A 21679-nucleotide genomic window follows, 5' to 3' on the forward strand; every position below is an offset into this window, starting at 1 on the left:
TGACTAACGCAGACGGTCATGCGAGACTGTCTGTCCGGGCGGGAGTCCCGGGTGCCTTTTGTCTGGAGTTCCCATGTCGCTGTCCAGCGGGCTGATCGCCGCCGTTGCCCTGGCCTATATGGCCATCCTGTTCGCCATCGCCTTCTACGGTGATCGTCGCAGTGCGCCGTTGCCGCCGCGGGTGCGCGCTTGGGTGTACAGCCTGTCGCTGGCGGTCTATTGCACCAGCTGGACGTTCTTCGGTGCCGTCGGTCAGGCCGCCGAACAACTCTGGTCGTTCCTGCCCATCTACCTCGGGCCGATCCTGCTGCTGGTCTGCGCGCCATGGGTCCTGCAAAAAATGGTGATGATCAGCAAGCAGGAGAACATCACCTCCATTGCCGACTTCATCGCCGCCCGTTATGGCAAATCCCAATCGCTGGCGATTGTCGTGGCGCTGATCTGCCTGGTCGGCGTCCTGCCGTACATCGCGCTGCAGCTCAAAGGCATTGTGCTCGGGGTGAACCTGCTGATCGGTGCCGGTGCCGACGCCATGGGCACTCGCGCCCAGGACACGGCGTTGATCGTGTCGCTGGTGCTCGCGTTGTTTACCATTGTGTTCGGTACCCGCAACCTCGACGCCACCGAACACCACCGTGGCATGGTGCTGGCGATTGCCTTCGAGTCGCTGGTCAAACTGTTCGCGTTTCTCGCGGTCGGGGCGTTCGTGACTTACGGCCTGTACGACGGTTTCGAAGACCTGTTCGATCAGGCGATGCTCGCTCCGCGTCTCGAAGAGTATTGGAAGGAAACCATCAACTGGCCGTCGATGGTGGTGCAAACCGGCGTAGCGATGATGGCGATCATCTGCCTGCCCCGGCAGTTTCACGTGACGGTGGTGGAAAATATTGACCCACAGGATTTGCGCTTGGCCAAGTGGGTGTTCCCGGCGTACCTGGCGTTGGCAGCATTGTTCGTAGTCCCGATCGCTTTGGCCGGTCAGATGTTGCTGCCCAGTTCAGTGTTGCCGGACTCGTTTGTCATCAGCCTGCCCCTGGCGCAAGCCCACCCCGCGCTGGCAATGCTGGCCTTTATCGGTGGCGCCTCGGCCGCGACCGGCATGGTGATTGTCGCCAGCGTGGCGCTGTCGACCATGGTCTCCAACGACATGCTGTTGCCGTGGTTGTTGCGCCGCAATAACGCCGAGCGGCCGTTCGAAGTGTTCCGCCAGTGGATGCTTTCGGTGCGTCGCGTCAGCATCGTGGTGATTTTGCTGCTGGCCTACGTCAGCTATCGCTTGCTGGGCTCAACCGCGAGCCTGGCGACCATCGGCCAGATTGCCTTCGCCGCCGTGACCCAACTGGCACCCGCCATGCTTGGCGCGCTGTACTGGAAACAGGCCAACCGGCGCGGCGTGTTCGCCGGCCTCGCCGCCGGGACATTCCTGTGGTTCTACACCCTGGTTCTGCCCATTGCTGCGCATAGCCTGGGTTTGTCATTGAGCAGTTTCCCCGGCCTCGGTTGGCTGCACAGCAACCCGCTGAACCTGCCGCTCACCCCGCTGACCCAAGGCGTGGTGTTGTCGCTGGCGGCCAACTTCACGCTGTTCGCCTGGGTGTCGGTGCTGTCGCGCACACGGGTTTCGGAACACTGGCAAGCCGGCCGTTTCATTGGTCAGGAAATCAGTGCCCGCCCCAGCGCCCGCTCAATGCTGGCGGTGCACATCGACGATCTGCTGCAACTGGCCGCACGGTTTGTCGGTGAAGAGCGCGCCCGTCAGAGTTTTATCCGTTTCGCCTACCGCCAGGGCAAAGGCTTCAACCCGAATCAGAACGCCGATGGTGAATGGATTGCCCACACCGAACGTTTGCTGGCCGGTGTCCTCGGCGCTTCTTCGACACGCGCGGTGGTAAAAGCCGCTATTGAAGGTCGGGAAATGCAACTCGAGGATGTCGTCCGAATCGCCGACGAGGCCTCGGAAGTGCTGCAATTCAATCGCGCGCTGCTGCAAGGCGCGATCGAGAACATTACGCAAGGCATCAGCGTAGTCGACCAGTCGTTGCGATTGGTGGCGTGGAACCGGCGTTATCTGGAACTGTTTAACTACCCGGACGGCTTGATCCGCGTAGGCCGGCCGATTGCCGACATCATTCGCTACAACGCCGAGCGCGGTCTATGCGGTCCTGGAGAAGCCGAAGTGCACGTCGCCCGTCGTTTGCACTGGATGCGCCAGGGTCGTGCCCACACCTCCGAACGACTTTTCCCCAATGGCCGTGTGATTGAGCTGATCGGAAACCCGATGCCGGGCGGCGGTTTCGTCATGAGTTTTACCGACATCACCGCGTTCCGCGAAGCCGAGCAGGCGTTGACCGAAGCCAACGAAGGCCTGGAGCGGCGGGTCACCGAGCGCACTCATGAGCTGTCGCAACTCAACGTGGCCCTGACCGAAGCCAAGGGCACCGCCGAGTCGGCCAACCAGTCGAAAACCCGTTTTCTCGCGGCGGTCAGCCATGACCTCATGCAACCTCTGAACGCCGCGAGGCTGTTTTCCGCGGCCCTGTCCCATCAGGATGACGGCCTGTCCAGCGAAGCGCAGAAACTGGTTCATCACCTGGATTCGTCACTGCGCTCGGCCGAAGACCTGATCAGCGATCTGCTGGACATTTCCCGCCTGGAAAACGGCAAGATCAACCCGGATCCGAAGCCGTTCGTGCTCAATGAGCTGTTCGACATTCTCGGCGCAGAATTCAAGGCGCTGGCCCGGGACCAGGGGCTCAAATTCAGGGTTCGAGGCAGTACGTTGCGGGTCGACAGTGACATCAAACTGTTGCGACGGATCTTGCAGAACTTCCTGACCAACGCCTTCCGCTATGCCAAGGGGCCGGTGCTGTTGGGGGTTCGTCGGCACAAGGGCGAACTTTGCCTGGAGGTCTGGGACCGTGGGCCGGGGATTCCGGCAGACAAACTGAAAGTGATTTTCGAGGAATTCAAACGCCTGGATAGCCATCAGACCCGTGCCGAAAAAGGTCTGGGCCTGGGCCTGGCGATTGCAGACGGGCTGTGTCGCGTTCTGGGCCACACCTTGCAAGTGCGCTCCTGGCCGGGTCGCGGCAGTGTGTTCAGCGTCAGCGTACCGTTGGCCAAAGCGCAAATCGCGGCGCCAGCCAACGTCGCCGAGCTCAACGGCAAACTTCTGAGCGGCGCGCAAGTGCTGTGCATCGACAACGAAGACAGCATCCTGATCGGCATGAACAGCCTGCTCACCCGCTGGGGCTGTCAGGTCTGGACGGCGCGCAACCGCGACGAATGCGCGGCGTTACTGAGCAATGGCATGCGTCCGCAACTGGCGCTGGTGGATTATCACCTGGACGATGGCGAGACCGGGACGGACTTGATGGCATGGTTGCGAACCCGCCTGGGCGAGCCGGTGCCAGGCGTGGTGATCAGCGCCGATGGGCACCCGGAAACGGTGGCCCGGGTACATGCGGCGGGGTTGGATTATCTGGCCAAGCCGGTGAAACCGGCGGCGTTGCGGGCGTTGTTGAGTCGGTATTTGCCGTTGTAGCGTGCCATCCGAAAAAGATCGCAGCCTTCGGCAGCTCCTACGGGATCGGGTTTTCACGCGGTCAATGGAGCTGCCGAAGGCTGCGATCTTTTGATCTTTATTCAGGCAATTCGGCCAAGCCATCGACATCGGTCATCGCCCGTTCCAGCAGGTCCGCCGGCAGGCTCTTGCTCGCCCGCGCGCCGAGCAACTTGAGCTGCTCACTGCGACTGACCAGATTGCCGCGGCCTTCTGTCAGCTTGTTACGCGCAGAACTGTAGGCCTTGTCCAGTTGCTGCAAGCGATTACCGACTTCATCCAGGTCCTGAATGAACAGCACGAACTTGTCGTATAGCCACCCTGCCCGCTCGGCGATTTCACGGGCGTTCTGACTCTGACGTTCCTGCTTCCACAGGCTGTCGATAACACGCAGGGTGGCCAGCAACGTGGTCGGGCTGACGATCACGATGTTGCGGTCGAATGCCTCCTGAAACAGGCTCGGCTCCGCCTGCAGCGCCGCAGAAAATGCCGCTTCGATGGGTACGAACAGCAAGACGAAATCCAGGCTGTGCAAGCCGTCGAGGCGCTTGTAATCCTTGCCGGCCAGGCCTTTGACGTGAGTGCGTAGCGACAGCACGTGCTGCTTGATGGCTAGCTGGCCGATGGCATCGTCTTCCGCCGCCACGTATTGCTGGTAAGCCGTCAGGCTGACCTTGGAGTCGACCACCACCTGCTTGTCGCCCGGCAAATAGATGATCACATCTGGCTGGAAGCGTTCACCGTCCGGGCCTTTGAGGTTGACCTGAGTCTGGTACTCGCGGCCCTTCTCGAGACCGGCGTGTTCAAGCACCCGCTCAAGAATCAGCTCGCCCCAGTTGCCCTGGGTTTTCTGGCCTTTCAAGGCGCGGGTCAGGTTGGTGGCTTCGTCGCTCAGGCGCAGGTTCAGCTGTTGCAGACGCTCGAGCTCCTTGGCCAGCGAGAAGCGCTCGCGCGCTTCAGCCTGATAACTTTCCTCGACGCGCTTTTCAAACGACTGGATGCGTTCTTTCAAAGGATCGAGCAACTGCCCCAGGCTCTTCTGACTGGTTTCGGCGAAGCGCTGCTCGCGCTCGTCGAAAATCTTTCCCGCCAGTTCGGCGAACTGGGCACGCAATTCGTCCCGCGAGCCTTGCAAGTCGCTGAGGCGCTGCTGATGGCTTTCCTGCTGTTCACGCAGCTCTGCGTTGAGGGAGGCGGCCTGGGCGTCCAGGCGACGTAACTCAACCTCTTTGCCGGCACGTTCGATGTTCCAGGCGTGGGCGGCATCGCGGGCGTCATCGCGTTCGATCTGCAACAGTTCGACTTCACGGCGCATCGCGGCAAGGTCTGCCTGTTTGGCGGCGTTGGCCTGCCCCAGATCAGCGATTTCGTCGCGACAGCTTTCGAGTTGAGCGTTCAATCCATCCTGGGTCAGTTGCGCCATGACCAGACGCTCTTCCAGCAGGGCAACGTCAGTTTGCGTGACGCTCGCCCGGCGTTGAAGTTGCCAGGCCAATGCCAACAACGGCAGTGCTGCGCCCGCCAGACCGAGCACTATGCTGGTCAAGTCCATCGCCATCGCCATTCCTGCCCGTTCGATAAAACTTGAAGGTTAACCAAGGTGTCAGGTCTTGGACAGCTCAGTCTTCGATCAGCCCCAGTTCCTGTTGCGCGCGTCGATCCCCTGCCCGCGCGGCCTGACGCAAAAGGTCCTGGCCGATACGACGATCCCGGGCATTTCCGCATTCGCGGCACATCAACTGACCGAGACGGCTTTGCGCGGCCACTACGCCTTCGCGGGCCGGTTGCTTGAGCAAACGCCCGGCGAAGTGTTTGACGTTGCTGTTTTCGCCCAGGCGCGGGCTGTCCAGCAGCCATTCGGCCACACGCATCGAAAAACGCTTGGGTGGGGTAACACTGGAAGGTGTCGAGGTTACGGAAACTGATACTGAGCGAAACTTCATAAAGCACTGTGGGGCAGATCGGAAGGCGCGCCACTCTACTCTTTTTTTCTTACAGGTAAAGTCTAAAAAACTCGGCACGCCCGTCCTAGAGCAAGCGCTCGGGACAATCCACAGAAGCTGTGGATAACTCAGTGGACAACCGTCCTTGAACTCTCGCAAAGCCGTGTGGAATGGGGCTCGCAGTCAAACTGACGATTTTTTCACCAGTAAAAAAAAGCGATGTTTTTCATTGACTTAAATTTTGGTTACAGGCACCCACTGCGTTTGAGGGCAAGATGACACTGGGATGACAACTCGCGCAACTTATGTGCACAAGTACCTTCGAGGCCGTTATATCGATGCGCTATTTCGGCGCATTTCGTTACCCGGTCTGGGGATAAACCCTGTCGAACCCTTGATCCAGGCTGACCCTGGCCCGATGAACGGAAACGACCGACTGTCGGATTTTTGTGCCATTGCAGGGCAAACGGCGGGTCATAATGCCAATGAGCACCTGAGTATTGACCCTCAAAAAGATGTTTTTTGGCTAACACACTTCCCTTTCGCAGTTCAATCCGATAGTATCCGCGGCGTTAGTACCAAGCTGAAAGTCAATTCTGGTCGAACAAATCCCCCCGGTCTGCCTTCCCACAGGAAGCTTCAACCGAACAAGCGGGATCGACCACCTCGATGGTTTCCAGGTAAACCTTGCGTCGGCACTGCCTTTGAATCGAAAACAAAGGGTGTTGCGAAGTCCACTTACTCTGACCGAACCAGCCTGCAAATTGATCAGGATCTTCACCCCGGGCCCAGAACCTTTGCCCTTGATGTGTTGCCTGCCCTCCTAAGTACCTACCTGCCAGCCCAAGCGCGCCAATTTATTCAGCGCTTCAAACTGGCTGCTTTGTTCCAGTTGGGTTCTTCGTTCGACCAATGGTGGTCGTCGTCACTGGAACGTTTTAACTTTGCACGGTTCTTATCCGTGTCGCTTGTAGGAACACCATTAATGACTACTCAAATCCACACCCAGGATGCCATCCGCACCCTAACCAACGCTTTTGCACCAATGAACTGCCTGATCATGGCCGCTCGCAAAGGCTGCTTCAGTTTCACTCTGGTCAACGAACACGGCATCGCTCGTCACAGCGAACGCCTCTACCCCGATCAATACTCCAGCGCCGCGCCGCTGCAGGCCGTGATCGAGCGTACCCGTCAGGCACTGGTTGCCTGATACGCCAGAAGGTAAAACCTCAAAAGCCTCGCTTGAACAGCGGGGCTTTTTATTGCCCGATATTTCTCTTTTCGCGGCCACCGCCTAAGCACCAACCGATATAACGGTTATAACTGGCTGCCGGAAATATTTTAAAAACAGTCCTTTACAGCGCGAATATGACACTACACTTCAACTCAAGCGGCGAAATCCGCTTCCGGCGAGCCTGATTCGATCCACCCGCTGCCAACGCTCCCTTCAGGACTCGCCGACCCACTTCACGTTCGAGGGTTTTATGGGTATCGCTGCCAGCGAACTGTGCCGTTATGTGATACGTCCGACATTGATTTACCTTGGGCGCCATAGCGCAACCGCCGAATCCCTGCTGCTGGGCATCGCCGCCAGTCAGTCAGCCCTTGGGTCCGCCCTGCACGATCGCCGTGGACACGGCTTGTACCGAATCGCCGAACACCGCCACCAGGCACTCTGGGACCATTACCTGGCACTTGATCCCGAACGCGCCAGCCTGGTTCGCGGCTTGGCCAGCCAACATGCATTTCTGAGTGGCCCGCACCTCGAACTGACCGTCAACCTGCGTTATGCCACCGCCATCGCCTGGCTGCTGGTCGAAGAACAGAACACTCCGCTCCCCGAAGCAGACGACCTGCTTGGAATGGCCCGCATCTGGCGCCAGACCTTCCAGCCTCAAGGGCGCCTGAGAGACTTCACCTATGCCTGGCAAACCTGTGTTTCATCGCTGAATCAGGTCGCCTGCTGATCCGTCTCTTTCAGAAGATCGCGCAACGCGCCGCGAATTTGGTCTGATTGTCCTACAAAACCGCTCTAACTCAAGCCATACAGCCTATAGCGCTGGGGCGAAAATGTTGGTAATTTTCGCCCCGCTGATTACCAAGAGTTCTAATAATGAAAAAAGTAATGCTCAAAACCACCCTTTGCCTCGCCGTTTCCCTGGCATCCACCCAGATCTTCGCAAGTGGCTTCGCCATCAACGAACAAAGCATCAGCGGGATGGGTACAGGTTTTGCCGGGCGATCTTCATCTGCCGATGACGCAAGCACCATTTTTGGCAACCCTGCCGGCATGTCGCGCCTCAAGCGCGAACAAGTCACCGGCGGTGCTGCATTTCTAGACGCACACACCGACATCAGCGACGCCAGCTCTACCCCAAGGAGCGGCAGCAACGACGGCGACATGGTCCCGTTCATCGCCGTACCCATGGGCTACTACGTCAAGCCAATCGACGACCAGTGGGCATTCGGTGTCGGTGTATACGCACCGTTCGGCTTGGTGACTGACTACGAGAACGGCTTTGCCGGCCGTTACTTCGGCAGCAAGAGCGAAGTCACAATCGTCACCCTGCAGCCAACCGTCAGCTACGCCTTCAATGACAAGGTGTCTATCGGTTTCGGTCCGACCATCAACCGTATTGACGGCAAACTGGAATCGAATCTGTCGCTGAACCCGCTCGCCGCAGACGGTACCGTCAAGATCAAGGGTGACGACACCGCACTGGGTTACAACGTCGGGATCCTGGTTCAAGCCACCGACAGCACTCGCGTCGGCCTGACCTATCACTCGAAAGTGAAGTACAAGCTCGAGGGTGACACCAAGGTCAATTACAACCTGCTTGCCGGGCTGGGTCAGAACCCAAGCCAGAAGTACGACGCTTCGCTGGACATCACCACGCCTGAGGCGGTCGACTTCTCGGTCACACATCAACTGGACGACCAATGGACTCTCTACGCAGGCAGCACTTGGACTCGCTGGAGCCGCCTGAAAGAAATCAGCGTTGAGAACAGTGGCGTTCCTGCTGCTCTGAACAGCCGGTTTGGCACCATCACCGAAGAGCAGAACTGGCACGACACCTGGGCTCACGCCATTGGTGCTTCGTATCAAGTGAACAAGCAATGGGTCCTGCGCACCGGTTTCTCCGTCGATCAGGCTCCGACCAACAACGAAAACCGTTCCCCTCGCATCCCGACTGGCGATCGCAAGATTTTCAGCCTGGGCGCTGGCTGGAGCCCGACCGACGATCTGACCATCGACGTCGCGTATTCGTACCTGGTCGAAGAGTCGGTCAAGATCAACGACGACAACCGCCGCCAGACCTACAGCGCCAAGTATGAGAACTCGGCAAACGGTTTGGGTATCGGTGCGACCTACCGCTTCTGATGATTTTTTTGGCGGACCTGAACCACTCGCCGCATGCATCGAAAAAGCCCCGCTCTCTTGTACAGAGGCGGGGCTTTTTAGTGGGCGCCGATCAGGGTTGTGAGGCCAGTGCTTTTTCCACTGCCTCGATAAATTCGGGGTCGTCGGGTTTGGTGAGGCTGGAAAAATTGGCGATCACTTTGCCCTTGCGATCGACTACGTACTTGTAGAAATTCCACTTCGGTGCATCGCTCTGCGCAGCGAGAACCTGGAACAAGTGTGTCGCGTCATCACCACGAACGTTCTGCGGCTCGGTCATGGTGAAGGTCACGCCGTAATCCACGTAGCACACCTTGGCGGTCTCTTCGCCGTCCTTGGACTCCTGCTTGAAGTCGTTGGAAGGCACACCGATCACCTCCAGCCCCTGCGCCTTAAAACGCTGATTCAGAGCCTCAAGGCTTTTAAACTGCGGGGCGAACCCACAAAAGCTCGCGGTATTGACCACCACCAGCGGTTTACCGGCGAAGCGCTGGCAAAGGTCGATCGTTTCCTTGGCGCGTAGCTTCGGCAACGAGCCTTGCAAAAGCTCCGGGCATTCAGCGGCTTGCGCCAAGCCGGTAAACGCCATCAATAACGCGGGAACGGCGAGCCAGCGCATCAGCATGTACATGCCTCCTTGAGAAGTCGTCTGAAACCAACTTACTCGCCCTCACACCGTGCTAGCAAGCGCCCATGCCCAATTGCATCAACGCCAGCCCGCCCTGATGCCAGCCCCACCATGCCAGAACCAGCAGCAAGGCTCCGGCCGCCGCGACAGCGATTTGTGACCAGAGACTGTTCATGTCGCACTCAACCGGGTTTGCAGGCGCACCACCGGCTGCTCACGCACCGGCCAGTTCAGGGCAGCAGCCAACAGACTCAATAGAATCGCTACCTGCCAGATCAAGTCATAGCTCCCGGTTCGGTCATACACCACCCCGCCCAACCAACCGCCGAGGAACGATCCGAGCTGGTGGAACAGGAAAACGATCCCACCGAGCATGGACAGATTTCGTACGCCGAACAAGGTCGCCACGGTGCCGTTGGTCAAAGGAACGGTCGACAGCCACAGGAAGCCCATGGCCATGCCAAACAGATAAGCAGTAGTTGTCGTGACCGGCGCCCACAGAAACAGCGCAATTACCACGGCCCGCAGCAAATACAGACCGGTAAGCAAGCGCGGCTTGGACATTCGTCCACCGAGCCAGCCCGCCGTGTAAGTGCCGAAGATGTTGAACAACCCGATCAGCGCTAGCACGGTGGTACCCACGGTAGCCGGGAGGTGTCGATCCACCAGATACGCCGGCAAGTGCACGCCGATGAACACCACCTGAAAACCACAGACAAAAAAGCCGAACGACAGCAACCAGAACCCCGAATGGGAACAGGCTTCGCGTAGCGCTTCGGTCAACGTTTGCTCATGACCGAGGACCGGCAACGGCTTGTCCTTGAGCATGCTCACCAGCGGCACAATCAGCGCAACGAGCAGGCCCAGAGCCAGCAATGCCGCCGACCAGCCGAGCCATCCGATCAAACCCAGCGTGCCGGGTACCATGGCGAACTGGCCAAAGGAGCCGGCAGCACTGGCGATGCCCATGCCCATACTACGTTTCTCTGGCGGCACCACGCGGCCTACCACGCCGAGGATCACCGAAAATGAGGTTCCCGACAGCCCGATACCGATCAATAGACCGGCGCTAAGCGACAGGGTCACTGCCGAATCGGACAAGCCCATGAACAGCAGACCCAATGCGTAGAGCACGCCACCGATCAGCACCACTTTCGCCGCGCCGAAGCGGTCGGCAAGCGCACCGGTAAAGGGCTGCGCCAACCCCCAGATCAGGTTCTGCAGGGCGATGGCGAACGCAAACGTCTCGCGTCCCCAACCGAATTCGGCACTCATTGGCGCCAGGAACAGCCCGAAGCCGTGTCGCACACCCAGAGACAACGCAAGGATCAGCGCACTCCCCACCAGAACCCAACCGCACGTACGCCACATCGATGTCATTCTTATTCTCCGGTAGCGGGTATATACCCGCTTAAGATCGGAAAAACCGGCGTCAGGCCAGTTCGTCCAGCAGCTTCAACAAGGTTTCGCGTTTTTCGGCGCCCAGTCGATCAACCAGCCGCTGCTGCGCCGCCTCCCAGGCTGGCAAAGCCGCTGTCAGGCGATCCGCGCCGGCCTCGGTCAGCTTGACGATGCGATTGCGCATGTCTTCGCCCTCGACCAGCGTGACCAGGCCTTCTCCCTCAAGCACTCGCAAGTTTCGCCCGAGGGTACTGCGATCCAGCCCCATGGCTTCCGCCAGGGTGGAAATACTTGGTTGGTTCAGACGCTGCAGATTGCACAACAAAGAATACTGGGCAACGTTAATTCCGAAGCCGTCGAGAGCGCCGTCATAGTGCCTGCTGACGCCACGGGCGGCGCGACGCAGGTTGATGCATAAACATTGGGAGTCGAGCATGGTGCGTGTATATACCCGCGAGTGTGTTAAATCAAGTTACAGATTGAAATTATCGGGAGTTATCCGCTTTCGCGAGCAAGCCCTCTCCCACACTTGATCGGCGTCGAACGCAAGTTCCATGTCCGCAGCCGCTCTACTGTAGGAGCGGGCTCGCTCGCGAAGGGGCCAGAATTCATCACATTGATCATCTGACCAACACCCACCCCACTAACACCCCGACCTCCAGCAATTCCAGCAACGCCCCCGCCGTATCGCCCGTCGTCCCGCCCAATCGCCGCAACATGACATGCCGCAACCAGACAAACACCAGCGCTGCCAACACCACCGCAAAAACACCGCTAAGACCTGCAATCAGAACACAACCCAACGCACTCGCCGCCAGCACCCGCTTACCCGCCAAACGCGGCAGATGATCCGCCAGCGCCTGCCCCAAACCACCGGCACGCACATAAGGCGTGGTCAGGAACAACCCCAACAACGCACTGCGGCCAATCAACGGAACGATGATCAGAAATACGCTTTGCTGCTGCTCGATCAATGCCAGCAACGCGGCGAACTTGAGCAGCAATACCAGCACCAACGTCACCACCGCGATCGGGCCGCTACGTGGATCTTTCATGATCGTCAGTGTGCGTTCACGGTCGCCGAATCCACCGAGCCAGGCGTCCGCGCTATCGGCCAGACCGTCGAGGTGCAACGCCCCGCTGAGCGACACCCAAATGCTCAGCAACAGTGCGGCGTGCAGCAGCAACGGCGTGCCTAGCAACAGCCAGTCTAGCGCCCACAAGATCCCGCCGAACAGCAGCCCCACCAGCGGATAGAACAGCAGCGAACGCCCCAATTCCTGTGGCGCCGGCATGCCCGGCAGACGAATCGGCAGGCTGCTCAAAAATTGCAGGGCGATCCAGAACGGCAGCATGATCAGATCGCTTCCTTGAGGATGACGCCAGTCTCGACGCTCAGAGAAAACAGCGCACCATGCGCGACTTCAACGTTGAGCAATTGCTCACGTGGCAAGCCCCGCGCCTGCGCCAGCAACAAACGCAGGACGCCGCCATGGCTGATCAGCAGCAAACGCTCGCCCGCATACGCCACATGCAATCGAGCGACAGCCGCCAACACCCGCGCCGAAAAATCCTCGAGTCGCTCCCCTTGAGGTGGCGTAAACGAATAAGGGTCGGCCCAGAACAGGCCCAGCGCTTCGGCATCGGTTTCCATCAGCGCCGCCGCACTCTGCCCTTCCCAAGCACCAAAATGCAGTTCCTGCAGATCTTTATCCAACTGCACCGGCAGCCCCAGTTGCGCACCCAGTTCTTCGGCGAATCGCGCGCAGCGTTGCAGCGGCGAACTGATCAAACGATCCCAAGGCCCTTGCTCGACCACCGCCGTGCGCATCTGCGCCCAGCCTGTGTCGGTCAACGCATCGTCGAGGCTGCCGCGCAGGCCGCCGCCGAGTTCGGTTTCGCCGTGGCGCAACAGGTCGAGACGCAAGGTCATGCCGGACGATCCGCCACGGCCGCTTCGGCGAACGTCGCCATTTGCCCGTGAAGGTCGCAGGCCAGACGCAACAACGGCACGGCCAACGCGGCGCCGCTGCCTTCGCCCAGACGCAGACCGAGGTCCAGCAAAGGTTCGGCGTTCAGGGTTTCCAATACGTGTCGATGACCCGGCTCGGCGCCGCGATGACCGAACAACAGCCACTGGCGGCAGTCAGGATTCAAACGCACCGCCACCAACGCGGCGACGCTGCAAATGAACCCATCCACCAGCACCGCGACGCCTTCCTGGGCACACGCCAGATACGCGCCGACCAACGCTGCAATTTCGAAACCGCCGAGGTTAAACAGGGTTTGCAGCACGTCTCCACGCTGAGCGCTGTGCAAGGCCAAAGCGCGTTCGATGACCAGGGCTTTATGGCTGACACCCGCCGCGTTCAGGCCGGTGCCCGGCCCGGTCAAGTGCACCACCGGGCAATCCAGCAACGCAAAGGCCAACGCACTGGCTGCCGTGGTGTTGCCGATGCCCATCTCGCCACCGATGAACAACTGCGCGCCCGTCGCGAGGGCACGCTGCACGCTGTCACGACCGGCCTGCAAGGCAAGTTCACCCTGGACTTGAGTCATGGCCGGGCCGTCGACTAAATTCGCGGTGCCCGCACCGATATTCAGGTGAAGCACGCCCGGCAGATTCAACGATGGCGTCACCGTGCCGAGGTCGACCACCTCAAGCGGAGCCCCGAGCTGGCGCGCCAACACACTGATCGCTGCGCCACCGCTGACGAAGTTGTGCAGCATCTGCCCGGTGACTTCCTGGGGAAACGCCGACACGCCTTCAGCGACGACGCCATGGTCACCGGCAAAAATCGTGATCCACAGCTGATCCAGGCTCGGCTTCACTTGCCCCTGCAACCCGGCCAATTGCACCGCCAGCGACTCGAGCCGCCCAAGGGAACCGGCGGGCTTGGTCAATTGCTGTTGCCGTGCTTCAGCCTGCTCGATGGCTCGGGCGTCAATCGGCTTGCACGGGTTCAGCCACCAGGATTGAGTCATAACGCAGTTCCTTTCAAAGTCAGGGGCAGGCCGGCGACGGTCAGGACGACTCGCTGACAACGTTCGGCCAGAGCTTGATGCAGCCAACCGGCTTCATCGACGTAGCGGCGAGTCAATTCGCCCAGCGGCACGACACCCATTCCGGTCTCGTTGCTGACAAAAATGATTTCACCCGGCAATTCAGCCAGGCAGTCCAGCAAGGCTTCGCGCTCGGCAGTCAGTCGCTCGGTGTCGTTGAGCATCAGCAGATTGGTCATCCACAGGGTCAGGCAATCCACCAGCAGGCAACGATCGGCGCGGGCGGTTTCGCGCAGGACACGGGCGAGTTCCACAGGCTCTTCGATCAACGCCCACTCAGCCGGACGACGGACGCGATGATGGGCGACCCGTTCGTTCATTTCCCAATCCAGCGGTTGGCTGGTGGCGATGTAGGTCACGGGCAGACCGCTGTCGGAGGCGAGTTTCTCGGCTAGACGACTTTTGCCGGAGCGGGCGCCGCCGAGGATCAGTTGCAGCATGGTTCATTCCTTAAAATCTTCGGTGACTGTGCCGGCCTCATCGCGAGCAAGCTCGCTCCCACAGGGACCGAGCCTGTTCGACAAATTTTTTGTTCACCCACGGGACCCGTGGGAGCGAGCTTGCTCGCGATGAGGGCAGTGCGGCCACCTCAAATCCCGCAGAGCTCACGCAGCAATCGGGTATCCAGATGCTTCTCCACCAAATCCGCCAGCCGCTCGATATCGCGCTCACGCAATCCGTGGTAATCCACTTCCTGTACATCCAGCAAACCCGCCCACCGCAACAACGCACTGCACGCCGCTGGCGATTCAAACAGGCCATGCAGATAAGTCCCGAAAATCTGCCCGTCGACGCTTTGCGCACCCTCGCAACGACCATCGCCCAGCTGCACGGCGGCATTTTCCAACGCCGGCCCGGTGGTCACGCCGGCGTGAATTTCATAGCCACTGACTTCAGCATTCTCCAGCGCCAAACGCCCGCGCACATTGCGCAGTTGCTTCTCTTCTTCGAGCTGCGTTTCAAACGCCAACAAACCCAGACCGGCGCTGGAGCCCGGCGCGCCTTCGAGTCCCAGCGGGTCGTGTACCTGCTCGCCGAGCATCTGCAGACCGCCGCAAATCCCCAGTACTTTTCCGCCGTAGCGCAAATGCCGGGCGATGGCGGTGTCCCAGCCATTGGCGCGCAAATACGCGAGGTCGCTGCGCACGCTTTTCGAGCCGGGAAGAATGATCAGGTCAGCGGGCGGAATTGCCTGACCGGGGCCGATGAATTGCAGGTCCACTTGCCGGTGCAGGCGCAGCGGATCGAAATCGGTGTGGTTGCTGATGCGCGGCAAGACCGGCACCACCACTTTGAGCACTTGATCGGCCTTGGCGGTCTGGCGCTGGTCGATGCCGTCCTCGGCCTCCAGGTGCAGGTCGATCACGTACGGCATAACGCCGATCACCGGTTTGCCGGTGCGCGCTTCCAGCCAGTCGAGACCAGGTTGCAGCAAGGCAATGTCGCCGCGAAAACGGTTGATGATGAAGCCTTTGACCCGGGCCTGTTCGCTCGGCGACAGCAGTTCCAGGGTGCCCACCAGATGCGCGAACACGCCGCCGCGATTGATGTCGGCGATCAGCACCACCGGGCAATCCACCGCCTCGGCGAAACCCATGTTGGCGATGTCCCCGGCGCGCAGATTAATTTCGGCCGGCGAGCCTGCGCCTTCGACCATGACCACCGGATACGCCGCGCTCAGCCGCTCATGGGAGGCCAGCACCGCTTGCATGGCGATGGCTTTGTAGTCGTGATACGCGACCGCGTTCATCGTCGTGACGGCGCGACCATGAATGATCACCTGAGCGCCGGTGTCGCTATTGGGTTTGAGCAGCACCGGATTCATGTCGGTGTGCGGTTGGAGATGGGCGGCCTGAGCCTGCACCGCTTGCGCACGTCCGATCTCGCCACCGTCCGCGGTCACGGCACTGTTGAGCGCCATATTCTGTGGCTTGAACGGCACGACGCGCACACCCTGACGCGTGACCCAGCGACACATCGCCGTCACCAGTGTGCTTTTGCCTGCGTCGGAGGTGGTGCCTTGCACCATCAACGTGGTCATCGGGTTTCCTTGGCATAGGCTTCGAACGCCTGATCGAGTCGGTTCCAGTCGGCCTCTTCGCCAGGCAGGCCGAAACGCAGGCTGCTGTTGTGGGCGAACAACCGCAGCAGAATGCCGCGCCGTGCCATGAATTCATGCAGCTCTTCGGCGCGCTCGGTCATCCGCCATTGAAACAAGGCGCAACCGCCCTGAGGTTTAAAACCGTGTTTTTCCAGCAGCAGCGCCAGACGCTCGCTGGCTTCTTCGGTACGCGCGCGCTGCCTGGCGTGCCCTTCGGTATCCAGTAAACAGGCATGGCCCACCACACGAGTCGGTCCGCTGACGGCCCAAGGTCCGACTTGTTCGGCGAGCAACTTGAGCAACTTGCGCTCCGCCAGCACAAATCCCAACCGCACACCGGCCAGACCGAAAAACTTGCCGAAAGAGCGCAGCACGATCAACCCGACCTGATGGGCACACGGCGCCAGGCTCAGCTGTGGCGTGTTATCCATGAACGCCTCGTCCACCACCAGCCAGCCACCGCGCTGGGCCAGCCTGGAATGCCAATCAAGCAGACGGCTCGGGGTCAGGCTCAGGCCGGTGGGATTGTTCGGGTTGACCACCACCAGCACGTCGAGACTGTCGATGAAAAAGTCGACTTCCTGCTCCAACACTTCACGCACGATGTAGCCGCTGCGGCGCCAGGCTTCGGCATGCTCGGCGTAACACGGCGACAGCACGCCGACCTTGCCGACCCGGCGCAAACGGGGGAGCAACTGAATCGCCATTTGCGAGCCGGCCACCGGCAATACCTGCGCGGCACCGTAGTATTCGCAGGCCGCCTGCTCCAGTCCGTCATCGGTTTCCGGCAACCGCGCCCAGGCGCGCAGCGGAATGTCCGGGACCGGAAACGGCCAGGGCGCGAGGCCGGTGGACAGGTCGAGCCAATCGGCTTCGGCGATCCCGTATTCGAGCGCCGCCTTGCGCAACCGTCCACCGTGTTCAAGCATAGAATTCAGCTCCCACGCAGAGAATCAGCAGCCATAACCATACCCCGCGCTGGACCAATTGCCAGCCGCGGTCGATGGAATCGGCATCCGCCGGCGCGCCTTCCCCCAGTGGCGGACGCTGATGCAATTCACCGTGATAAATCGCCGCCCCGCCCAACTCGACACCCAGCGCACCGGCACCTGCGGCCATCACCGGACCGGCGTTCGGGCTGTCCCAGGTCGGGCCTTGTGTACGCCAGCATTTCAGCGCGAGGCGGGTTTTGCCCAGCAGCGCGTAAGTCAATGCCACCAGTCGTGCCGGGATATAGTTGAGCACGTCGTCGATCTTTGCCGCGGCCCAGCCGAAACGTTCGAATCGTTCGTTGCGATAGCCCCACATCGCGTCCAGCGTATTGCTCAAACGGTAGAGCACCACGCCTGGCGCACCAGCCACGGCAAACCAGAACAGCGCGGCAAACACCGCGTCGCTGCCGTTCTCCAGGACGGATTCGGTGGCGGCGCGGGCGACTTCGGTTTGATCCAGTTCACTGGTCTGGCGGCTGACCAGATAGCCGACGCGTTTGCGCGCCTCGTCCAGATCATCACTGCGCAGCGCCTTGGCAACCGGCTCCACGTGTTCTCCGAGGCTACGCATGCCGAGCGCGCAATAGAGCACGAGAATTTCAACGATCCAGCCGACATAAGGCGCCCAGGAGAAAGCCGTGGCGAGCAAGGTCAGCGGCACGACTGCGATCACCCAGGCGGTGACGCCGTGGCTGCGCCAGCCGCGTCCACCGCCGTTGAAACGTTGTTCGATGCGGTCGGCAAAACGGCCGAACGCCACCAGCGGATGCCAGCGTTTGGGTTCACCCAGCAGCGCATCCAGCGCAACCGCGGCGACACTCAACAACGCCACACTCATTGACTCACTCCCCAATAATTTTCATACAGCAATTCGCTTAGCGGCCGCGCCTGCGCCCAGCCTTCGAGTACCAGCATCGGCGCCGGATAGAATTCCTTGACCGGCCCGAGGCAAAGAATCGCCAAAGGCTTGGCCCCGGCGGGCAAGCCCAGCAGGTCGGCCAGGGCTTGCGGCTCGAATAGCGAGACCCAGCCCATGCCCAATCCTTCGGCACGGGATGCCAGCCACAAGTTCTGGATCGCGCAGGACAACGAGGCCATGTCCATTTCCGGCAAGGTGCGGCGGCCAAAAATGTGGCGTTCGCGATCGTCCATCAGCGCAGCGACCAACACCTCGGCACAGTCGTTGATGCCTTCGACTTTCAGCTTCATGAATTCGTCGGTGCGCTCGCCCAGGGCTTCGGCGGTGCGGACGCGCTCTTCTTCCACCAACAACCGGATCTTGCCGCGCAGGGCGCGATCGCTGACGCGGATGAAGCGCCAGGGCTGCATCAAGCCGACGCTCGGCGCCTGGTGCGCGGCTTCGAGCAGGCGCCGGAGCAACTCAGGCTCGACGGTGCCGCCGCTGAAGTGGCGCATGTCGCGGCGTTCGGCGATGGCACGGTAGACCGCTGCGCGTTCGGCCTGGCTGAATGCGTTGTCAGTCATGGCCTCTTCGCGAGCAAGCTCGCTCCCACAGGAATTTGAGTTTCTGCAGGTAATACACGGTCAACTGTAGGAGCTGGCTTGCCAGCGATGGCGGCCTCAAGGTCAGGTAGAAATAGTGCGGCGATCGCTTTCGGATTCGACGGAAAATAGAAATGCACATAAGAAGCCGTCATCCGCCCCTCACGATATACCGCTTCCGCCCCACGCCCGCCATTAGGGCTGAGGCCACGGGCAATCGGCTCAAGTTCGGTACTGGTCAACGAATGATGATAGGTATGCCCACGGAGCGAGCCTTCCGGCAACTCGACCGCCTGCAGCGCCAGCGCTGCCAGCCGTTTTTGCATCACCGCATCACCGGCCAGCAAACCGACCAGCTCTGCGCGAGTGCCTTCGACATCGGTCAGCGAGTCGAGCAGATACAGCATGCCGCCACACTCGGCCAATAATGGTTTGCCCGCCGCGTGATGAGCACGAATGGCGTTGAGCATCGGGGTGTTCTGTGCCAGCGCCACATGGTGCAATTCCGGGTAACCGCCCGGCAAATAGAGGCTATCAGCCTCCGGCAACTGCGCGTCGCGAGTCGGTGAGAAAAACAGCAATTCGGCGCCCATGGCTCGCAGCAAATCCAGACTCGCGCCGTAGGTGAATGCGAAGGCATCATCACGGGCAACAGCGATTCGCACACCGGCCAGCAACGGCTCGGCAGCGATCACGTCAGGCGCGGCGAATTCCACTGCGGGAGGCAGCGCGACTTCGCAACTGCTGGCCAGGGCATCCGCCGCCGCATCAAGACGCAGATCGAGATCATTCAATTCACTGGCTTGAACCAGACCGAGATGCCGGCTCGGCAATTCAATCCCGGTTTCCCGGGACAACGCGCCATACCAGCGCAAGCCTTCAGTGAGGCTGCCTTCGAGCAACTGCGCATGACGCAAGGTGCCGACGCGGTTGGCCAGCACGCCGGCAAACGGCAAGTCCGGCTGATACTTCGCCAGCCCCAACGCGAGTGCGCCAAAGGTCTGCGCCATCGCGGTGCCGTCGATCACCCCGAGCACCGGCACACCGAAGTGCCGCGCCAGATCGGCGCTCGACGGCGTGCCGTCGAACAGCCCCATGACGCCTTCGATCAGGATCAGGTCGGCTTCACCGGCGGCGTCCCACAACAGTCGACGACTTTCTTGTTCACCAACCATCCACATGTCCAGTTGATACACCGGCGCACCGCTGGCGCGCTCGAGAATCATCGGGTCGAGAAAGTCCGGTCCGCATTTGAATACGCGAACCTTGCGCCCCTGATTGCGATGCAAACGGGCCAGCGCGGCGGTGACGGTGGTCTTGCCCTGACCGGAGGCCGGCGCGGCAATCAAGACCGCCGGGCAATGACGTGGTTGATTCACAGCTCGACGCCTTTTTGCGCTTTGATCCCGGCCTGGAAGGCGTGCTTGATGACGCCCATTTCAGTGACGGTATCGGCCAGTTCGATCATCTCCGGCTTCGCACCACGACCGGTGACCACCACGTGTTGCATCGGCGGACGCGCCTGCAAGTCGCTGAGCACCCGATCGAGGTCGAGGTAACCGTGCTTGAGGGCGATGTTCAACTCATCCAGCACCACCAGGCCGATCGACGGGTCTCGCAGCAGTTCACGGGACACTTCCCAAGCGGCTTCGGCGGCGGCGATGTCCCGTTGGCGGTCCTGGGTTTCCCAGGTAAAACCCTCGCCCATCACATGAAAACGCACCTGCTCCGGAAAGCGCCGGAAGAACCGTTCTTCACCGGTGCTGTTGCGGCCCTTGATGAACTGAACCACGCCGCACTGCATGCCATGGCCCATGGAGCGGGCGAGCATGCCGAACGCCGAACTGCTTTTGCCTTTGCCGTTGCCGGTCAGCACCAGCAGCAGGCCGCATTCATTCGGCGAGTTGGCGATGCGTTCGTCGATCACGGCTTTTTTGCGCAGCATGCGCGCCAGATGGCGTTCGTCACGATCGGGGGTATCAGTCATGGGGAGCTCTCCGTTGAGGCTGGATAACGGCGGGCAGGCGCAAGAATAGACGGCAAGAAGCCTGGCATCGCCCACCGTGATGCCGCTGGATGGATCAGGCCGGTCTCCGGGCTCATGAGCGGCGTTTCGCCTGACTGCGCGCCTTCCCATGTCGATATCGGCACAGTGGCTCTGATGCGCAGTGTTCACTCATTTACCGTTGCGGGGGCAGCGCCGGGATCGTGGTTGTTCATCAGTTGAACGAACGCCTCACCGGCTTCCCTGTTTCACTCTGTCGACCAAGGCCACAGAGCACCTGAAACAAGCCGCGAAGGTTAGAGGGTTGGGGGTGGAGCGTCAATTAAAGCCGGGAAGCCGTCGGCTGAAAAACTGCCGCTGATCAAATAACTGACGCCAATCTTGTGCCACACTTCGAGCGGTGATATCAAAGAGCCACAACCCCATATCACAATAACAAGGGTAAGCCACATGCAAGGTATGATCATCAGCAATCCGAAGCTGGAATTCCTGCGTCCGGTGCTCGAACGCTGGTTTGACTGTATCGACCGTTACAACGCCGTTCGCGGCGATAACGACACGCCTTATTGGTACGACGAAAAAGCCAACCTCGGCTTGCTCTCGGCCGCCGCCTGGATGGCAGAGATGGTCACGCTGCAACAGACGCCGACCCGCAAACAAAACGAAGAAGGCGAACGCAACGCCCGCGCCGACCTGTTCATCGCCGCCAGCGAAGAGCGCGCTTACCTTCAGGCCACGCAGCGCTGGCCCCGAGTCAACAGCCTGAACCTGACACAGGCGCTGGCTGATATCACCAGCGACGCCCGGCGAACCAGCTACGCCAGCGACCTGAAACTCGGTTGCCTGTTCGTTGCACCGCAAAAAGCCCAGCACGGCGCTAGCCCGGAAGAACTCCAGGACATGGTCGATGACCTGCAAAAGGAACATACCTGCGCCGTCGCCTGGTATTTCCCCTACGCCTACCGCAAGTTGCGCAACGAAGCCGGCCACTACCACCCCGGTATCGCCGTGCTGTTCAAGTAAGCTCGCGGCTGACCGGTTGAACCATCGCGGGTTTGCGCTTCTCTATTGATCAGGTCAC

Annotated in this window: 21 protein-coding genes and 1 riboswitch; of the genes, 5 read left to right on the plus strand and 16 right to left on the minus strand. The window is 60.5% G+C overall.

The genetic code is table 11. The features are described 5' to 3' along the window. Positions 1-73: 73 nt before the first annotated feature. Entirely contained in the window at positions 74-3544 is a 3471-nt protein-coding gene (locus ACYZT9_RS19010; RefSeq protein WP_462006903.1) for a hybrid sensor histidine kinase/response regulator, read from the plus strand. A gap of 97 nt (positions 3545-3641) precedes the next feature. On the opposite strand, the gene ACYZT9_RS19015 is transcribed toward ACYZT9_RS19010, so the two are convergent. Next, the gene (locus ACYZT9_RS19015) at positions 3642-5006 is read right to left on the minus strand and encodes a DNA recombination protein RmuC (protein ID WP_462010259.1); all 1365 of its coding nucleotides are present in this window, start codon (positions 5004-5006) and stop codon (positions 3642-3644) included. A gap of 175 nt (positions 5007-5181) precedes the next feature. Beyond that, the gene (locus tag ACYZT9_RS19020) at positions 5182-5505 is read right to left on the minus strand and encodes a sel1 repeat family protein (protein WP_462006904.1); all 324 of its coding nucleotides are present in this window, start codon (positions 5503-5505) and stop codon (positions 5182-5184) included. Positions 5506-6490: 985 nt separating this feature from the next. On the opposite strand from ACYZT9_RS19020, the gene ACYZT9_RS19025 reads away from it, so the two are divergent. From ACYZT9_RS19025 to ACYZT9_RS19035, 3 genes are all read left to right on the plus strand, one after another. Further along, on the plus strand, positions 6491-6715 hold the full coding sequence (locus ACYZT9_RS19025; protein WP_462010260.1) for a hypothetical protein: 225 nt from the start codon (positions 6491-6493) through the stop codon (positions 6713-6715). A 274-nt stretch (positions 6716-6989) separates the two neighbouring features. Beyond that, complete coding sequence (locus ACYZT9_RS19030; protein ID WP_462006905.1) at positions 6990-7472, plus strand: hypothetical protein; 483 nt, start codon at positions 6990-6992, stop codon at positions 7470-7472. Between the two features lie 146 nt (positions 7473-7618). Continuing rightward, positions 7619-8887 carry an OmpP1/FadL family transporter gene (locus ACYZT9_RS19035; RefSeq protein ID WP_462006906.1) on the plus strand — a complete coding sequence of 423 codons (1269 nt, stop codon included), beginning with the start codon at positions 7619-7621 and terminating at the stop codon, positions 8885-8887. Positions 8888-8978: 91 nt separating this feature from the next. Here ACYZT9_RS19035 and ACYZT9_RS19040 read toward each other — a convergent pair whose 3' ends face one another. The 14 genes from ACYZT9_RS19040 to cobO all read right to left on the minus strand — a co-directional run bounded on the left by ACYZT9_RS19040 (position 8979) and on the right by cobO (position 20580). Continuing rightward, positions 8979-9530: a glutathione peroxidase gene (locus tag ACYZT9_RS19040; protein ID WP_462006907.1), complete on the minus strand. Its 552-nt coding sequence runs from the start codon at positions 9528-9530 to the stop codon at positions 8979-8981. Between the two features lie 55 nt (positions 9531-9585). Continuing rightward, entirely contained in the window at positions 9586-9708 is a 123-nt protein-coding gene (locus ACYZT9_RS19045; RefSeq protein ID WP_462006908.1) for a hypothetical protein, read from the minus strand. Beyond that, entirely contained in the window at positions 9705-10913 is a 1209-nt protein-coding gene (locus ACYZT9_RS19050) for an MFS transporter (protein ID WP_462006909.1), read from the minus strand. The genes ACYZT9_RS19045 and ACYZT9_RS19050 overlap by 4 nt, the downstream gene beginning before the upstream one ends. Before the next feature lie 52 nt (positions 10914-10965). Next, positions 10966-11370 (minus strand): MarR family winged helix-turn-helix transcriptional regulator, encoded by a 405-nt coding sequence (locus tag ACYZT9_RS19055; RefSeq protein ID WP_462006910.1) that lies wholly within the window; start codon positions 11368-11370, stop codon positions 10966-10968. A 184-nt stretch (positions 11371-11554) separates the two neighbouring features. Then, a complete protein-coding gene (locus tag ACYZT9_RS19060; protein WP_462006911.1) occupies positions 11555-12289 on the minus strand; it encodes an adenosylcobinamide-GDP ribazoletransferase in 735 nt (244 codons plus the stop codon). Between the two features lie 2 nt (positions 12290-12291). After that, positions 12292-12867 (minus strand): alpha-ribazole phosphatase family protein, encoded by a 576-nt coding sequence (gene cobC, locus ACYZT9_RS19065; RefSeq protein WP_462006912.1) that lies wholly within the window; start codon positions 12865-12867, stop codon positions 12292-12294. Further along, positions 12864-13919 carry a nicotinate-nucleotide--dimethylbenzimidazole phosphoribosyltransferase gene (cobT, locus tag ACYZT9_RS19070; RefSeq protein ID WP_462006913.1) on the minus strand — a complete coding sequence of 352 codons (1056 nt, stop codon included), beginning with the start codon at positions 13917-13919 and terminating at the stop codon, positions 12864-12866. Before cobT ends, cobC begins: the two co-directional genes overlap by 4 nt. Then, positions 13916-14437 (minus strand): bifunctional adenosylcobinamide kinase/adenosylcobinamide-phosphate guanylyltransferase, encoded by a 522-nt coding sequence (cobU, locus tag ACYZT9_RS19075; protein WP_462006914.1) that lies wholly within the window; start codon positions 14435-14437, stop codon positions 13916-13918. The genes cobT and cobU overlap by 4 nt, the downstream gene beginning before the upstream one ends. A gap of 149 nt (positions 14438-14586) precedes the next feature. Further along, positions 14587-16038, minus strand: a complete 1452-nt coding sequence (locus tag ACYZT9_RS19080) for a cobyric acid synthase (RefSeq protein WP_462006915.1) — start codon at positions 16036-16038, stop codon at positions 14587-14589. Continuing rightward, entirely contained in the window at positions 16035-17027 is a 993-nt protein-coding gene (cobD, locus tag ACYZT9_RS19085; RefSeq protein ID WP_462006916.1) for a threonine-phosphate decarboxylase CobD, read from the minus strand. Before cobD ends, ACYZT9_RS19080 begins: the two co-directional genes overlap by 4 nt. Continuing rightward, complete coding sequence (cbiB, locus tag ACYZT9_RS19090) at positions 17020-17928, minus strand: adenosylcobinamide-phosphate synthase CbiB (RefSeq protein WP_462006917.1); 909 nt, start codon at positions 17926-17928, stop codon at positions 17020-17022. The genes cobD and cbiB overlap by 8 nt, the downstream gene beginning before the upstream one ends. After that, entirely contained in the window at positions 17925-18575 is a 651-nt protein-coding gene (bluB, locus tag ACYZT9_RS19095) for a 5,6-dimethylbenzimidazole synthase (protein WP_462006918.1), read from the minus strand. The genes cbiB and bluB overlap by 4 nt, the downstream gene beginning before the upstream one ends. Continuing rightward, positions 18572-19972: a cobyrinate a,c-diamide synthase gene (locus tag ACYZT9_RS19100; protein WP_462006919.1), complete on the minus strand. Its 1401-nt coding sequence runs from the start codon at positions 19970-19972 to the stop codon at positions 18572-18574. The genes bluB and ACYZT9_RS19100 overlap by 4 nt, the downstream gene beginning before the upstream one ends. Next, positions 19969-20580: a cob(I)yrinic acid a,c-diamide adenosyltransferase gene (cobO, locus tag ACYZT9_RS19105; protein ID WP_462006920.1), complete on the minus strand. Its 612-nt coding sequence runs from the start codon at positions 20578-20580 to the stop codon at positions 19969-19971. The genes ACYZT9_RS19100 and cobO overlap by 4 nt, the downstream gene beginning before the upstream one ends. An 80-nt stretch (positions 20581-20660) precedes the next feature. Next, a riboswitch (cobalamin riboswitch) is annotated at positions 20661-20894 on the minus strand. A gap of 154 nt (positions 20895-21048) precedes the next feature. Here cobO and ACYZT9_RS19110 point away from each other — a divergent pair. Next, positions 21049-21621 (plus strand): hypothetical protein, encoded by a 573-nt coding sequence (locus tag ACYZT9_RS19110; protein WP_462006921.1) that lies wholly within the window; start codon positions 21049-21051, stop codon positions 21619-21621. Positions 21622-21679: the final 58 nt, after the last annotated feature.

The sequence above is a fragment of the Pseudomonas sp. ZT5P21 genome (assembly GCF_054897785.1).